This window comes from Microbacterium sp. JC 701, from assembly GCF_021026215.1.
GTDB lineage: Bacteria > Actinomycetota > Actinomycetes > Actinomycetales > Microbacteriaceae > Microbacterium > Microbacterium algihabitans.
This window is the reverse complement of sequence record NZ_JAJNCV010000001.1, coordinates 429,991-444,401: the sequence shown is the minus strand read 5'-3', so window position 1 is coordinate 444,401 and position 14,411 is coordinate 429,991. Positions and strand designations below refer to the sequence as shown.

Here is a 14,411-nt window from a genome sequence, read left to right as displayed (position 1 = left end):
CCTGGCATTGTCTGTCTAGTCGTCTAGACAACTAGACGTCAACGAGGACGCGAAGGAGCGGACGATGACGTTGAAAGAGGCTCGTTACGAGCTCGTCGAGGTGCCCGAGCCGCTCGGGCCCGTCAGCCAGACAGTCGATCGTCGCTTCGTGCTCGACTACGCCTTCGCGCAGGACGACTTCGGCGACTGGTACTTCCGCGACTCGCCGTTCGGCGGCCCGGTCGGCCACCCCCTCGTGCTCGCGAACGAGCTGCTCTTCCTCTTCTACGACAAGTACGACGGAAACACCGCCCAGGGGTTGCACACCCACGAGCACCTGCGATTCGTCTCCCCCGTCCGCGTCGGCGAAACCGTGACAGTCGAGGGTGCGTACACCGAGAAGTACGAGCGCCGCGGGCAGGGCTACGTGACTCTCGAAGCCGTGGCTCGCGGGGAGGACGGCCGAGTGCTGGTCGAACACCGCGGTCGCGAGATCATGCGCACCGTCGCGGGCGACGTGGTGGGCCAGGGGCGGTCCACCGGAAGCGCCCGCCCGCGCACGGTCATCGGCACGACCGACGAGACGGTCGACCCCGTCACGGTGGCCGCGCACGGACTTCCCGAACGCGCCGCTCTGCCGCGGCGCACGACTCGCTTCACCCAAGACCAGATGTCGGTGTTCTCGTGGGCTGGCCGCGGCTTCGCCAACGTGCACACGAGCCCCGACAAGGCCGCCGCCGCCGAGCTGCCGCGAACCATCGTCCAGGCCCAGCAGCAGACCGGGCACATCGTGGCGAACCTCGTCGACGTCTTCGGGGCTTCGTGGCTCACCACGGGCGAGCTCGACCTGCGCTTCGTCTCGCCCGCCTTCGTGGGCGACGAGCTCCACACCACCGGGGCCGTCGTCGGCGAGAGCGACGGCCGCCTCGAGGTCGAGGTGTGGATCGACAAGGCCGACGGCACCCGCACCGCACTCGGGTGGGCATCGGCCGTCATCTCGGACGACCCCGTGCGTCCGACCGCACTGCTCTGAGAAGAACGTCGCGGCATCCACCCCGCGACGACACGAACGACACAGCATGACAAGGGAGTCAGCATGACCGAACAACGCGCACCGGCCGGTCCCGTCGACCAGGCCGACCGCACGCGTCTCGCCCGGCGGGCAGCCGTCGCGAGCCTCGTCGGCACCGCCGTCGAGTGGTACGACTACTTCATCTTCGGGACGGCATCGGCGCTCGTCTTCGGCCGCCTGTTCTTCCCCAGCGACGGCGACCCCATCTTCGGCACATTGGCCGCCTTCGCTGTCTTCGGCGTCGGATTCTTCGCACGCCCGCTCGGCGGCATCGTGTTCGGCCACTTCGGCGACAAGTTCGGCCGCAAGGCCGCGCTGGTCACCACGCTGATCATGATGGGGACCGCGACCTTCCTGATCGGCCTGCTGCCTACGACGGACCAGATCGGCATCCTCGCTCCGATCCTGCTCGTGACGTTGCGCCTCATCCAGGGCTTCGGCGTGGGCGGTGAGTGGGGTGGGGCGTCGCTCGTCGCCGTCGAGTACGCCCCCGAGGGCAAGCGTGGCGCCTACGGCAGCTTCCCGCAGATCGGCAATGCCGTGGGACTCGTCATGTCGACCACGATCTTCGCGCTGGTGTCCACGCTGCCCGACGAGCAACTGCTCACCTGGGGCTGGCGAGTTCCGTTCCTGCTGAGCGCAATACTCATCGGCGTCGGCCTGTTCATCCGGTTCAAGCTCACCGAGACCCCGACCTTCCAGGCGGCGCAAGATGCTCTCGAAGCGAAGTCCGCGGCCGACGCCCCCAAGGAGCGGATGCCGCTGGCTGAGCTGTTCCGCCGGTTCAAGAGGCCGTTGCTTCTGGCGATGGGAATGCGCCTCGGCGAAGCCGTCTTCGGCTACATCATCCTGACCATCGGCCTGACCTTCGCCACCAACTACACCGAGATCGGCCGCACCGACATCCTGTGGGCATCGACGATCGCTGCGGCCATCGCCATCTACACGTACTACTTCTTCGGAAAGCTGAGCGACCGGATCGGAAGACGTGCCGTCTTCATCCTCGGCTCCGTCGTGGGCGCGCTGGTGTCCTTCCCGTTCTTCTGGATCCTCGATGCCGACAACATCGTGCTCATGTACGTCGTGTATGCCGTCGCGTACGCCATCGGCGTCGGCGCGGTGTACGGCGTGGAGCCGGCATTCTTCAGCGAGCTGTTCGGCACGAAAGTGCGGTACACGGGCGTCTCGCTCGCCGCGCAGCTGCCGTCGGTGCTCATCGGCCTGTGGCCCTTGGCATCCACCGCCATCTTCGCCGCCACCGGCGGCGACCCGTGGCCGATCGCCGCCATCACCGTGGTCTGCCTGATCATCGGCGGCGTGTGCGCGTGGCTCGCCCCCGAGACCAACCGCACCGACATGACGAAGGTGGGAGAAGAGCGATGACGGCCGGCGATCGCGACCTGACCGATCCGACGCGCGCCCGTGACGTCGACGACCTCGAGGCAGGGCTCAAGGAACCCGAGTTCGAGAACCTCTCGATCCCCGAAAAGCTGGGGCCCGCCACTGTCGTCGTCGACGATCACAAGATCAAGCGGTTCGCGTTCACGCAAGACGACCACCACCCCTGGCACCTGGAGGCGAGCCCGTTCGACGGCCGACGCATCGGCCACGCGTCGCTGTTGGGCAACGACCTCGTCCAGCTGTTCACCACGGTCTATGCGGCCAGCCGCGTCGTGGGTCTGCACACCGAAGAGCAGCTGTGGTTCGACTCGCCCGCCTTCCTCGACGAAGAGGTGACTCTTGCCGGGACCTATACCGAGGCGTACGAGCGTCGCGGTCAGGGGTACGTGGTCATGGAAGCAACCGCCACGGGCGCCGACGGGCGCAACATCCTGCGTCATCGGGGCGTCGAGATCCTCCGCACGCGGCCCGGAGACGTGGCGGGGCGCGGCAGTGCTTCGCCCGCCGAAGCCGACGAGCGGGTCACCGGAGATGTCGCCGCAGACGCGCCGGCCTTCGACGCCGCACGCCCCGCGGTCGGTCAGGTGCTCGGCCCCCTCGACAAGAGCTTCACCACCGAGCAGGCCGCGGTGTTCTCACGCATCGGCGAGTACGTCCGCAACATCCACAACGACCTCGACCTCGCTCGCGCGGGCGGGCTGCGCGTTCCGATCGTGCAAGGACAGCAGCAGTTCGGCGCGATCGCCGAGCTTCTCAGCCGCAGCTTCGGAGCCGCGTTCTTCGCGGGCGGGTGGCTGCGCGTGAAGTTCTTGAAGACCGTCGACGTGCACGAGTCGATTCGCATCGCGGGTGTGGTGACGGACGTCGGCGAGGACCGCGTCGAGATGCAGGTGTGGGTGCGCAGGGCCGATGGAGCCCTGAGCGCCGCGGGATGGGCAAGTGCCCCGCTTCCCGATACGAACCGGAAATGAGAGAGAGACCATGACGAACAACATCACCGGCGGACAGCTGGTCGTGAAGATGCTCGAATCCCTCGGCGTGACGAAGGTGTTCGGCGTGGTGGGCGGTCAGACGCTCGCTATCACGGATGCCATCATCGACACCCCCTCGATCGAATTCGTGCACACGCGGCACGAGAACGCGGCGGCCGTCATGGCCGACGCGTACGGGCGCCTCACCGGCCGACCCGCCGTCGCCATCTCGACGACCGGCCCGGGCGCCACCAACCTGCTGACGGGTGTCGGTGGCGCGTTCCGCGACTCCAGTCCCGCGATCATCATCACCTGCAACAACAACGGCGAGAACATCCACAAGGACGACGCGCAGAACGCCGACCACGTCGAAATCTTCCGACCGTTCGTCAAATTCGGACGCCTCATCGCCCACGCCTCGAGCATCAAGCAGGTGATGGAAGAGGCCTACATCAACGCAATGACCGGCAACCCGGGCCCCGTGCACCTCGACTTCGCCCGCGACACGATCGAGCAGCCCGTCGCCGAGGTACCCGAGATCCCCACCGTCCACCCCGCGCGCTCGTGGGTGGGCACCCGGCCCGTGGCCGCGGGCGAGGAGATCGCGGCGGTCGCCGCCCGCGTCCTCACGGCCGAGAAGCCCGTCATCTGGGTGGGCAACGGTGCGAATCGCGGCCGGGCCGGCGAAGCGGTGCTCGAACTCGCCGACGCTCTCGGCATCCCCGTCGTCACCACCTTCAACGGCATGGGCGCGGTGCCCACCACGCACCCGCTCGTCTTCGGCGCACTCAGCCGCATGGGAACCAACCTGACGACCCGCGTGATCGACGACGCCGATCTCGTGCTCGCGCTCGGCAACAGCCTGAACGCGGTCTCCACGACCCGCTGGCGTCGTCGCCTCCCCGAGGTCGTTCAGGTCGACATCGACCCGACCATGATCGGGCGCTATTACGCCGAGGTGACGACGGGAGTGGTCGGCGATCTCGCCGCCTTCGCGCGCGATCTCGTCGACGCCACAGCTCAGGAGGCCGCCTCGGCCCGCGCCTCGCGTCAGTCATGGATCGCCGAGTTGCAGCAGGCGGAGCGCGACTGGTGGGAACTCTCGCGCGACCTCGAGCCGCAGAACGCCGGTACCGTCTCGCCCGCCGTCGTCGTGCGCGCCCTGCGCGAAGTCACTCCGCGCGACGCGGTGCTGATCCCGGATGCCGGCAACCCCGGCGTGTGGTCGTTCCTCTGGGAGATGGACGAGCCCTACCGCTACATCAAGCCCGTCGGCTTCGGGAACATGGGCTTCGCCCTCCCCGCCGCGATCGCCTCGGTGGTCGACGATCCGACCCGCCCCGTCCTCGCCCTCATCGGTGATGGATCGCTCGGGATGAGCCTGGGTGAGCTCGAGACACTCGCCCGAGCGGGCGGTCCGGTCGTGATCGTCGTGCTGAACGACTCCAGCTATGGCAACATCCGACAGGAGCAGGTGCTGCACTTCGACGGCCGCACGATCGGGGTCGACTTCCACGACGTCGACTTCGCCCAGGTGGCCCGCGGCATGGGGCTCGAGGCGGTGCGCGTCACGGACGTCGACGCCCTCGTCGACGCGGTGCGCGACGGGTACGCCTCCGGGCGACCGGTCGTCGTCGACGTCGTGCTCGACCGCGAAGCGAACGCCTGGACGTATCCCGCGTTCGTGCCGCACAACGCCTGATCCCGCCCGACGAACGAAGGAGTTCTCATGACGCAGCACACGGACGCAACGACCACCCCATCGGCATCCGGGCCCCTCTCCGGAGTCAAGGTGCTCGATCTCTCGCGGTTCATCGCGGGTCCGCTGTGCGCGCAGATCCTCGCCGACTTCGGGGCCGAGGTGGTCAAGGTCGAGCGTCCCTCCGGCGAGGACTCGCGCCATCACGGCCCCTACTGGCAGGGCGAGAGCATCTACATGTTCCTCTACCACCGCAACAAGCAGGCGGCGACGCTCGACACCCGTCATCCGAAGGCCCTGGGAATCCTCGAAGACCTGGTGCGATGGGCCGACGTGGTCGTCGAGAACTTCCGCCCCGGCACCATCGACAAGATGGGCATCGGGTACGAGCGGATGAAAGAGCTCAACCCCGACATCATCCTGGTGTCGATCTCGGGGTTCGGTCAGACCGGGCCGGACTCCGAGAGGGCGCTCTTCGACGCCATCTCGCAAGCGTCTTCGGGGCTGATGAGCATGACCGGCGAGCCCGACGGCAAACCCACGCTCTCGGGCACGTACATCGCCGACTACACCACCGGTTATCAGGGTGCGATCGGTGCGATGGCGGCGCTCATGCACCGCGACCGCACCGGCGAGGGTCAGCTCGTCGACATCGCCAGCTTCGACACGATGTTCTCGGCGCTCGGGACGCGGCTCATCGCCGAGCTCATGCTGGGTATGGAGATGCCCCGCTCGGGCTCGCGCGACCTGCTGACGGCGCCCGTGAACGTGTACGAGGCGGCCGACGGTCCGATCTACATCCAGGCCGGTACCGCGTCGCTGTTCCCCAAGCTCTGCCGAGCGATGGATCGCGACGACCTCGCCGCCGACGAACGCTACGCCACCGTCGAGGGCCGCATGGCCGACCAGGAGACCCTCGAGGCGATCATCCAGCAGTGGTCGGGAGGCCTCGAGCGTGACGACATCTCCGCTCGGCTGGATGCCGTGGGTGTGCCTTACGCCAAGGTCGCGAGCGTTCGAGAGGTCGCGGCGTCGCCGCAGATCGCCGCGCGCGACATGATCGTCGAGGCGGAGCACCCGGTGCACGGCACCATCCGAATGCCGGGGAACCCCATCCACATGGAGAAGACGCCTCCGGTCGTTCGCAAGGCGCCGCCCAGCGTCGGCGAGGACAACGATCACGTGTATCGCGACATCCTCGGCTTCGATGAGAATGAGGTGGCTCGACTCCGGGCGGAAGGGGCGATCTGATGCCGCAGCGGGCTCCGATGTACCGGGTGATCTACGACGACATCGTGGCGCAGATCCAGTCGGGAGCGCTGCAGCCAGCCGCGCAGATCGCCAGCGAGAACGATCTCGCCAAGCAGTACGGCGTCAGTCGCATGACCGTCAGGCAGGCGCTCGAACTGCTCGGGTCCGACGACCTGGTCATCCGCAAACAGGGCAGCGGCACGTTCGTGCGGGAGCACCCCCGCCGCGGGCGTCGTCTGAGCCGCCTGCGATCGTTCGCCGACGAATTGGCGTCGTCGGGCGACCATCTCGCAAGCGAGGTCGTGCGCGCGGAGCTCGCGTCGGCACCCGATGAGGTCGCCGACGCCCTTCGCCTCGACCCCGGCGACACCGTCAACCGCCTCACCCGGGTGCGGCGGGTCGACGGCGTCGCGGCGGCCCTGCAGGATGCGTGGGTGCCCTACGCCGTCGCACCGGGGCTGGTTCGCGAGCCACTCGCCGAAGGGTCGCTCTATCGGACCCTTTCGGAGCGCTACGGGGTCGAGTTGCAGTGGGCCGACCAGTCGATGACGGCCGCCATCCTGGAGCCCGATGAAGCCCGACTCCTCGACGTCGCCCCCGGCGGCGCCGTTCTGCACGGGCTGCGCACCACCTTCTCGCGGACGGGGAACCCGGTGGAATTCACCTACGGCTGGACCCTGCCCGAGTTCCCTCTGCTGCTGCGGATAGACGCCGAATGAGCCTCCGTGACGCCGTCGTCGCCGTCGACGTCGGCACCTCCGCCGTGCGCGCCGCTCTCGTCAGTGCCACGGGAGCGGTGCTGCGATCGGAGCGCGTCGCCCGAACCTCGCACGTCGGCGGGGAGACCTTCGACGCCGACGCGCTGCTGACCGACGTCGAAGCGGCGCTGTCGCGGCTCGACGCGGTCACAGATGCCCGCGTGCATGCGCTCGGGATCTCGGCGCACATCGGCACCGTCGCGGTGGACGAGGACTTCGCCGTCGTCGCCCCTGGCGGCGGCTGGGCCGACGGTCGCGGCACCGACGTGCCGATCGCCGACGACCTCCTCCGCGACATTCTCACCGTCGCCGGCCGACCTGTGCCCACGGGCGGAGCGCTGGCCCTCGGACTGCATCTGCAGCGCGCCGGCGCAGCCTCTCAGGTCGCCGCCCTTCTCAGCCCGAAGGACTTCCTCCTCGCGCGCCTGTGCGGCGTCACGGTCACCGACACGGTCGACGCGGCCTACACGCTCGCCTCCCAGGTGCGCACCTCGACCTGGAACACCGCGGCTCTCCGCCGCCTCGGGCTGCCGGAGCAGTGGTGGCCACGTCAGGCGTCGCCGTACGAGGTCGTGGCGACCCTGCTCCCTGCGGCCGCCGACCGGTGCGGTCTCCCCCACGGCCTGCCCGTCGTCGCGGGTGGTCCCGACGGCTCCGTCGGTCTCGGTCTGCTGTTGGGCGCTTCCACCGATGTCATCGGAGATGTCGCCGGCACCACCGACGTGCTCGCCCGCTTGATCTCATCCGTCGACGATGCTCCCCTGGGAGCGGTCGTCAACCCGGCGATGGTGCCGGGGCTCTGGACAGCCGGCGGCCCGACAGGCCTCACGGGCGGCGCGGTCGCGGACTGGCGCACCCTCGTCGGGTCGGTCGAAGACGACGTCCTGGCCGCGGTCGAACCCGGCGTCGGCGGACTGGTCATCCTGCCGTGCATGACCGGAGAGCGCTTTCCCCGGTGGCGGCCGGACTCTCGGGGAGCGATCATCGGCCGCACGTCCGAGCACGGCGCTGCCGCCCTGCTTCGCGCGACCCAGGAGGGCGCGGCTTTCACCGTGCGCGAAGGTCTCGACCTGCTCGACCCGTCGCGCGACCTGCCAGTGGTGTTCGCCGGTGGCTCCTCCCGCGCCGAGTCGGTTGTACAACTGCGCGCCGACGTGTTCGGACGGCGCCTGCTCGTCGCGAGCGACCCCGATGTCACCCTTCTCGGCGCTGCGGCGCTGGCGATGATCGGCGCAGGGGTCAGCGACAGCCTCGACGAGGCCCGAGCCACCTTGGGGGTCTCGTTCCGGGAAGTCGAACCCCGCCCCGGGGTGGGGCCGCGCTTCGACGCGGCCTACGCCCACTGGCGCGCGGTACGGGAGCGCCTAGCCGGGTGAGGGCGGGTCCCGCTCCCCCGCGGTCGACGGACAGGCTCACCGATGTCCGCGACCGACGACCCGCCGTCAGGCCCGCGACTCGCCCTGGTCCATCGAGGGGCTCACCACCCCCGCGCGGTCGTCGACCAGGCGGCGCCGACCGATCCAGCCCGTGAGGCCGCGGCCGTCGCGCCAGACGAATACCAGAGCGACGGTGACGAGGGCGAGGACGATGGCCGTGTACGACCACGGCACGGGGAGTGCCGCGAGCAGCGTGTACGCCCCCGCACCGGTGACGAAGCGCAGCAGCCTCGCGGCCCACGTCGGCAGGACCCCGTCGGTGAAACGCACCCGGGTGGCGATATCGCCGATCGAGCGTCCGGTGCCGAGCACCACGATCAGCCAGACGACGGCCGCCGCGAGCGTCCCGCCGATCGAGGCGAGGCCGTGCGCCGACTCCGACACCGCGTCGCCGCCCAGCAGCACGAGCGCCGCCTGCAGGACCGTCGCGACGGCGAAGCCGACGAGCCAGGTGCCCACGACGTCGCAGACGATGCCGAGCAGTCGCCGCCGGCGGGTCACGGGGCGGGGCTTCTCGGCATCCGGAGCCTTCTCGACCCCCCGGTGCTGCGCCGGCACGGCGAAAGCGAGGAGCGAGCCGAGCAGGGCTCCGCTGGTGTTGGCGATCAGGTCGTCGACGTCGAAGACCCGGTACGCGCACGGGAAGATCCCCCACACTCCGGTGAGCTGCGTCGTCTCGATGAGGCCCGATGCGAGCAGTCCCGCGAGACCCGCGACGACGATGCCGCGGCCGCCGAGCACCCGCAGGAAGAAGCCGAGGGGGGCGAACAGCATCACGTTCAACGCCACCTGCAGCACGACCGGATCGGTCAGGTAGCGGCCCGACACGGCGACGGCGGCGCGGATGTCGTCGACGAAAGCGAAGGGCTGCAGATTGACGCCCGCGCAGCTGTAGACCTGCGAGCTGGGCAGTGGGATCAGCGTGTAGGTCCAGATCGCCCAGAAGTACACCGCGGCGCCCGCCCACAGGAGCGTGCGCCAGATCGTGAGTCCGCCGCGGCGCCGGTAGCTGATCGCGACGAACGGCACGAAGGCCAGCAGCGCCACCAAGGCTCCCGCGAACACAGCGAGCACACCCGAGACGGCGAAGTTGGTCATTTCGCGAGCCTATGTGCGATCGATGCGCGCCCTAGCCTGGTTGCATGACCCGCGCCGACGCCCTCCGCGACGAGATCGTCGCCCGCATCGACGAGACCGGATTCGGCGCTCACGGCCTGCACGTGCGCGTCGGCGACGACGAGGCGACGCATCGCTGGACGCCCGACGTGCGCGAAGAGATCCACTCCGTCGCCAAGGCCGTCGCGGTGCTGGCCGCGGGCCTCGCCGCCGACGAAGGGCTGGTGGATCTCGACGAGCCCGTCGCCCGTCTCGTTCCGGCGGTCTCGGACGTGACGCTGAGGCACCTGCTGACGATGTCGAGCGGCGTGGACTTCGCGTACTCCGAGACGATGATGACCGACTGGCCCGACCTCGCCGCCGAGTTCTTGTCGCGTCCGTCGCGCGGCCGCGTGTTCCAGTACTCCAATGCGAGCACCTACACCGCGATGCACGTGCTCTCGCAGCGCACCGGCGACGTCGAGGAGTTCCTCCGTCCGCGCCTATTCGTCCCTCTCGGGCTCGACGGCCTCTCGTGGCGCCGCTGCCCGAACGGGCGGGTGCTCGGCGGCGAGGGGCTCGCGCTGCGGACGGAGGAGATGGCGCGGATCGGTCTGCTCATCCGTGATCGGGGCGCCTGGAACGGTCGCCGCCTCGTCTCACCCGAGACGGTGGATGCCATGCACTCGGGCTGGATCGACACCGGCAGCACCGGCGACGGGTACCGCCGCTACGCCCTGGCCGGGTGGGAAGGGCCGGGCGGCGCGTGGCGCCTGCACGGGGCATACGGGCAGCTCGTCGTGTTCGCCGACGACGCCGTCGTCACGGTCTCCGCCGGCGATCACGCGGGCGCTGACGCCGTGGCCGCATTCATCGCACGGATCACCGTCGGATGAAGACATTTCCGGATGCCGGGAATACGGCATCCGCTGCATTCGTTGGTCACGTTCCAGCGACCAGGGGCTGAACGATGTGCGCGTCAGATTGCGCAACGCCCTGAGTGCGCGTAGTGTCGCGCGCCGTGACTGACGAAAGTCGCGTTGACGGCGAAGAGACGCCGATCGCGAAACGCATCCTGATCGGCGAGCCCCTCACCTCCGAGAAACTCGACGAGCAGCTCCTCCCCAAGAAGATGGCGTTGCCCATCTTCGCCTCCGACGCACTCTCCTCCGTGGCCTACGCCCCGCAGGAACTCCTGATGATCCTGCTCATCGGAGGAACCGCCCTGCTGACCCTCAGCCCCTGGGTCGCAGTGGCGGTCGTGACGCTGCTGGTCGTGGTGGTGTTGAGCTACCGGCAGCTGATCAAGGCCTACCCCTCCGGCGGTGGCGACTACGAGGTCGCCAGCAAGAACCTCGGCGAGGTGCCGGGTGTCGTGGTGGCCGCGGCCCTGCTGGTCGACTACGTGCTCACGGTCGCCGTGTCGGTGGCATCCGGAGTCGACAACATCATTTCGGCATTGCCCGAATTGAATCCGTTCCGCGTCGAGATCGCCGTCGGATTCGTCATTCTCATCGTGGTCGTCAACCTCCGCGGAGTGCGCGAGGCGTCGGGCGTCTTCGCGATCCCCACCTACCTCTTCATCGGCTCGGTCGGCGTGATGATCGTCGTCGGGCTCGGGCGCACGCTCTTGGGCAACGCCCCCGTGGCCGAGAGCGCCCAGTACGCCGTGCAGGCCGAATCGCTCACGCAAGCCGCGCTGATCCTGCTCGTGTTGCGCGCGTTCTCGAGCGGCTGTTCGGCCCTGACGGGAGTCGAGGCCGTCTCGAACGGCGTCCCCGCGTTCCGCATGCCGAAGATCAGAAATGCCCAGACCACGCTGACGATGATGGGCGGCATCGCCATCATCCTCTTCGCCGGTCTGACGGCACTCGCGCTCATCTCGGGCGTGCACTACGCCGAGGACCCGTGCAACTTGATCGGGTTCGACTGCGCGAACAACCCGCAGCCGAGCCTCATGGCCCAGGTCGCCGCCGCGACCTTCGGCATGGGCAGCATCCCGTTCTTCATCATCCAGGCCGCCACCGCGTGCGTGCTGCTGCTCGCGGCCAACACCGCGTTCAACGGCTTCCCGCTGCTGGGCGCGGTGCTCGCCCGCGACGGCTACGCGCCCAAGGCGCTGAACACCCGCGGCGACCGCCTCGTGTACTCGAACGGCATGATCATCCTGGGCATCGTCGCCATCGGCGTGCTGATCGTCTACCAGGCCAACCTCACGACGCTGATCCAGCTGTACATCATCGGCGTGTTCGTGTCGTTCTCGCTCGGTCAGATCGGCATGGTCCGGCACTGGCGCCGCGCGCTGCGGGGGCTGAAGGATCTACCGCCCGAGGCCGCGAAGCAGCAGTCCGCCGCGATCGAACGCCGCTCGGCCATCTCGGGCCTGTGGATCAACTCCGTGGGCGCGGCGATGACGGTGCTCGTGCTCGTCATCGTGACCATCACCAAGTTCACCCACGGCGCGTGGCTGGTGTTCATCGCGATCCCGATCCTCGCGGTGCTCATGATCGGCGTGAACCGCTATTACCGCGACGTCGAGCACGAGATCCGCATGGACGAGACCGTGCACTTCGGCTCATCGGGCGACGTCGCCATCGTGCTGGTGAACCGCCTGCAGAAGCCCGTCATGAAGGCGATCGACTACGCCCTGGCCGCGAACCACCAGAAGACCCTCGCGGTGCACGTCGCCATCACCGAAGAGGACTCGGCGAAGCTGCAGAAGGAGTGGGCCGAGCACGACATCCCGATCCCGCTCGTCATCATCGACTCGCCGTACCGCACCTACACCTCGCCCGTGACGGCCTTCATCAAGAAGTACCGCGCGAACAACGGCTCGGCCGTGGTCACCGTCTACCTGCCGCAGTTCATCGTGGGCCACTGGTGGGAGTCGATCCTGCACAACCGCCGCTCGCGCCGCCTCGCGCACCAGCTCATGCTCGTGCACGGCGTCTCGATCACCCTGGTGCCGTGGCTGCTCGACTCGTCGGAGCTCATCTATGGCCGCCGGTCGCGTCCCCTGCCGGGCCAGCAGCGCGGTGGTCAGCCCGTCGCCGAGGTGCCGGCGCACAAGTCGAAGAAGGTGCCGCAGCCGCCGGCATCCTGAGCTCGTCACGAACGCCCTCGCCCCTGCGGCGGGGGCGTTCGGCGTTTCGCGACACGGCCGGAGAGTGGACGCCGCGTCGCCTGCTCCGCCAGGGTGGATGCCATGCCGGTCCTCGCCCTTCTGACCCTCGCCGTGATGGTGATCGCTCTGATCGATGCGATCACGCGTCGTGACGACCAGGTGAAGCACATGCCGAAGTTCGTGTGGGTGTTCTTCATCGTGCTGCTGCCGCTCATCGGGTCGATTCTGTGGTTCACGCTCGGCCGCGAGTACGAGCAGCGGTCGACGCCGATGTCGTTCGGCGACCCGCGGCGCTGGCAGAGGGACGCGCAGCCCACTCCCCCACCGGCTCCGCGCGAGAGCCGCACCACCGAGCAGCAGATCGCCGACCTCGAGCGCGAGATGCACCTCGCCGACCTCGAGGAGCAGGTGCGCCGCCGCCGTGCCGAGGATGGGTCCACGGGCTGACTCCCGAGCCGCGGTCGCCCCGTTGAGTGTCCAGATCACTCACGCGGGATGACGGGGACGGACGAGCCCGCGTCAGTCGGTCGGACGCCGGCGCATCTTCTTCACGTCGGTGCGGCGTTGCTTGGCCTGCAGCCGGCGCTCCTTCGACCCGCGCGTCGGCTTCGTCGCGCGACGCGGCGGGGCGGGCGGGCGCACGGCGTCGGCGACGAGGGCCGCGAGCCGGGCCCGCGCGGCGTCGCGATTGCGCAGCTGCGCGCGATGCTCCGAGGCCGCGATCGTCAGCACCCCGTCGACCAGCCGATCACCGAGCCGCTTGAGCACGCGCTCGCGCTGCACGCGGGACAGAACGGCGGATGCCGCGGCATCCCACATCAGCTCCACCCGGGAGTCGGCGGTGTTCACGCCCTGACCCCCCGGACCCGACGAGCGCGAGAACCGCCACGACAGCTCTGCCGCCGGAATCACGAGCGCCGCGCTCACGCGCACGTCGGATCCGTCGGAGGAGAGCATGCCTCCATCATGCGCGGTCGGCGCAGCTGCCAGCCCCGACGCGGTGCCGAGACTGCATCTCGCTGACAACTCCGCGTCAGGCTGCAACGGGGATGTCAGCGAGGTGCAGTCTCGCCGACGCCGGGCCCGGCTGGGCGGCCCACCGCCCGAACGGACACCCGAGCACAGTCAGCTCCGCGGCGGAGCGCCAGCGGCGGCGAGACTGCATCCAGCTGACAACTTGGCGTCAGCCTGCAACGGGGATGTCAGCGAGATGCAGTCTCGCGGACAGGGGACCCCGCCCAGCCACCCCGTAAGCACTCCGTATGCGTCCGTCAGGGAGCCGTAGGGAAAGCGTTAGGAGCCCCGGATGCCGGCTCCCGGCGGAGTTGTATCGACAGACGTGCCGCCCCGCGGCGCCCGCGGCTCGCCCGCGGTACAGACCCGAATCTGGAGTCGTCGTGCTCGATGTCGTCTTCCTCGCCGTGACCGTCGCGCTGTTCGCGCTGGTCGCGCTCGTCGCCAAGGGGGTCGAGAAGCTGGGCCCCGAGGCCCGCCCCTCGTCCGCCCGCACCACCGGTCGAGGCGGTGACCGCTCGTGATCTTCTTCTCGATCCTGGCCGCCGTGCTCGCGGTCGCCGCCGTCGTGTACCTCGTGGTCGCGCTCGTTCGACCGGAGAAGTTCTGAC

The 14,411-nt window shown here is 69.2% G+C and carries 14 protein-coding genes; 12 read left to right on the top strand and 2 right to left on the bottom strand.

Features of this window, described 5'->3' with window-relative positions:
• Positions 1-64 precede the first annotated feature (64 nt).
• From LPW41_RS02185 to LPW41_RS02155, 7 genes are all read left to right on the top strand, one after another.
• Positions 65-1,012, top strand: coding sequence for a MaoC family dehydratase (locus LPW41_RS02185; RefSeq protein ID WP_144830568.1), 948 nt, complete (start codon positions 65-67; stop codon positions 1,010-1,012).
• A gap of 63 nt (positions 1,013-1,075) precedes the next feature.
• Positions 1,076-2,434 carry an MFS transporter gene (locus LPW41_RS02180; RefSeq protein ID WP_230703994.1) on the top strand — a complete coding sequence of 453 codons (1,359 nt, stop codon included), beginning with the start codon at positions 1,076-1,078 and terminating at the stop codon, positions 2,432-2,434.
• Entirely contained in the window at positions 2,431-3,423 is a 993-nt protein-coding gene (locus LPW41_RS02175) for a MaoC/PaaZ C-terminal domain-containing protein (RefSeq protein ID WP_230703993.1), read from the top strand. The genes LPW41_RS02180 and LPW41_RS02175 overlap by 4 nt, the downstream gene beginning before the upstream one ends.
• Positions 3,424-3,433: 10 nt before the next feature.
• Positions 3,434-5,125, top strand: coding sequence for a thiamine pyrophosphate-binding protein (locus tag LPW41_RS02170; RefSeq protein WP_144830577.1), 1,692 nt, complete (start codon positions 3,434-3,436; stop codon positions 5,123-5,125).
• Positions 5,126-5,152: 27 nt separating this feature from the next.
• A complete protein-coding gene (locus LPW41_RS02165; RefSeq protein ID WP_144830580.1) occupies positions 5,153-6,373 on the top strand; it encodes a CaiB/BaiF CoA-transferase family protein in 1,221 nt (406 codons plus the stop codon).
• The gene (locus tag LPW41_RS02160) at positions 6,373-7,092 is read left to right on the top strand and encodes a GntR family transcriptional regulator (protein ID WP_222123900.1); all 720 of its coding nucleotides are present in this window, start codon (positions 6,373-6,375) and stop codon (positions 7,090-7,092) included. Before LPW41_RS02165 ends, LPW41_RS02160 begins: the two co-directional genes overlap by 1 nt.
• Positions 7,089-8,507: an FGGY-family carbohydrate kinase gene (locus LPW41_RS02155; protein WP_230703992.1), complete on the top strand. Its 1,419-nt coding sequence runs from the start codon at positions 7,089-7,091 to the stop codon at positions 8,505-8,507. The genes LPW41_RS02160 and LPW41_RS02155 overlap by 4 nt, the downstream gene beginning before the upstream one ends.
• A gap of 66 nt (positions 8,508-8,573) precedes the next feature.
• On the opposite strand, the gene LPW41_RS02150 is transcribed toward LPW41_RS02155, so the two are convergent.
• Complete coding sequence (locus tag LPW41_RS02150) at positions 8,574-9,665, bottom strand: VanZ family protein (RefSeq protein ID WP_230703991.1); 1,092 nt, start codon at positions 9,663-9,665, stop codon at positions 8,574-8,576.
• Between the two features lie 44 nt (positions 9,666-9,709).
• On the opposite strand from LPW41_RS02150, the gene LPW41_RS02145 reads away from it, so the two are divergent.
• The 3 genes from LPW41_RS02145 (at position 9,710) to LPW41_RS02135 (ending at position 13,233) form a co-directional block, all read left to right on the top strand.
• Positions 9,710-10,558, top strand: coding sequence for a serine hydrolase (locus tag LPW41_RS02145; protein ID WP_230703990.1), 849 nt, complete (start codon positions 9,710-9,712; stop codon positions 10,556-10,558).
• A gap of 113 nt (positions 10,559-10,671) precedes the next feature.
• Positions 10,672-12,765, top strand: coding sequence for an APC family permease (locus tag LPW41_RS02140; protein WP_230703989.1), 2,094 nt, complete (start codon positions 10,672-10,674; stop codon positions 12,763-12,765).
• A 102-nt stretch (positions 12,766-12,867) separates the two neighbouring features.
• The gene (locus tag LPW41_RS02135) at positions 12,868-13,233 is read left to right on the top strand and encodes a PLD nuclease N-terminal domain-containing protein (protein ID WP_230703988.1); all 366 of its coding nucleotides are present in this window, start codon (positions 12,868-12,870) and stop codon (positions 13,231-13,233) included.
• 72 nt (positions 13,234-13,305) lie between these two features.
• Here the strand turns inward: LPW41_RS02135 and arfB are convergent, their stop codons facing one another.
• Complete coding sequence (arfB, locus tag LPW41_RS02130; protein WP_230703987.1) at positions 13,306-13,743, bottom strand: alternative ribosome rescue aminoacyl-tRNA hydrolase ArfB; 438 nt, start codon at positions 13,741-13,743, stop codon at positions 13,306-13,308.
• Between the two features lie 440 nt (positions 13,744-14,183).
• On the opposite strand from arfB, the gene LPW41_RS02125 reads away from it, so the two are divergent.
• Complete coding sequence (locus LPW41_RS02125; RefSeq protein WP_230703986.1) at positions 14,184-14,324, top strand: hypothetical protein; 141 nt, start codon at positions 14,184-14,186, stop codon at positions 14,322-14,324.
• On the top strand, positions 14,321-14,410 hold the full coding sequence (gene kdpF, locus LPW41_RS02120) for a K(+)-transporting ATPase subunit F (RefSeq protein WP_074696280.1): 90 nt from the start codon (positions 14,321-14,323) through the stop codon (positions 14,408-14,410). Before LPW41_RS02125 ends, kdpF begins: the two co-directional genes overlap by 4 nt.
• The last annotated feature ends 1 nt before the right edge of the window (position 14,411 follow it).

What these genes read in the sequence shown, in the direction of transcription:
- arfB (WP_230703987.1), bottom strand. Translation starts at nt 13,743, where the DNA reads ATGCTCTCCTCCGACGGATCCGACGTGCGCGTGAGCGCGGCGCTCGTG.
- LPW41_RS02150 (WP_230703991.1), bottom strand. Translation starts at nt 9,665, where the DNA reads ATGACCAACTTCGCCGTCTCGGGTGTGCTCGCTGTGTTCGCGGGAGCC.
- LPW41_RS02170 (WP_144830577.1), top strand. Translation starts at nt 3,434, where the DNA reads ATGACGAACAACATCACCGGCGGACAGCTGGTCGTGAAGATGCTCGAA.
- LPW41_RS02135 (WP_230703988.1), top strand. Translation starts at nt 12,868, where the DNA reads ATGCCGGTCCTCGCCCTTCTGACCCTCGCCGTGATGGTGATCGCTCTG.
- LPW41_RS02185 (WP_144830568.1), top strand. Translation starts at nt 65, where the DNA reads ATGACGTTGAAAGAGGCTCGTTACGAGCTCGTCGAGGTGCCCGAGCCG.
- LPW41_RS02180 (WP_230703994.1), top strand. Translation starts at nt 1,076, where the DNA reads ATGACCGAACAACGCGCACCGGCCGGTCCCGTCGACCAGGCCGACCGC.
- LPW41_RS02165 (WP_144830580.1), top strand. Translation starts at nt 5,153, where the DNA reads ATGACGCAGCACACGGACGCAACGACCACCCCATCGGCATCCGGGCCC.
- LPW41_RS02175 (WP_230703993.1), top strand. Translation starts at nt 2,431, where the DNA reads ATGACGGCCGGCGATCGCGACCTGACCGATCCGACGCGCGCCCGTGAC.
- LPW41_RS02155 (WP_230703992.1), top strand. Translation starts at nt 7,089, where the DNA reads ATGAGCCTCCGTGACGCCGTCGTCGCCGTCGACGTCGGCACCTCCGCC.
- LPW41_RS02160 (WP_222123900.1), top strand. Translation starts at nt 6,373, where the DNA reads ATGCCGCAGCGGGCTCCGATGTACCGGGTGATCTACGACGACATCGTG.
- LPW41_RS02145 (WP_230703990.1), top strand. Translation starts at nt 9,710, where the DNA reads ATGACCCGCGCCGACGCCCTCCGCGACGAGATCGTCGCCCGCATCGAC.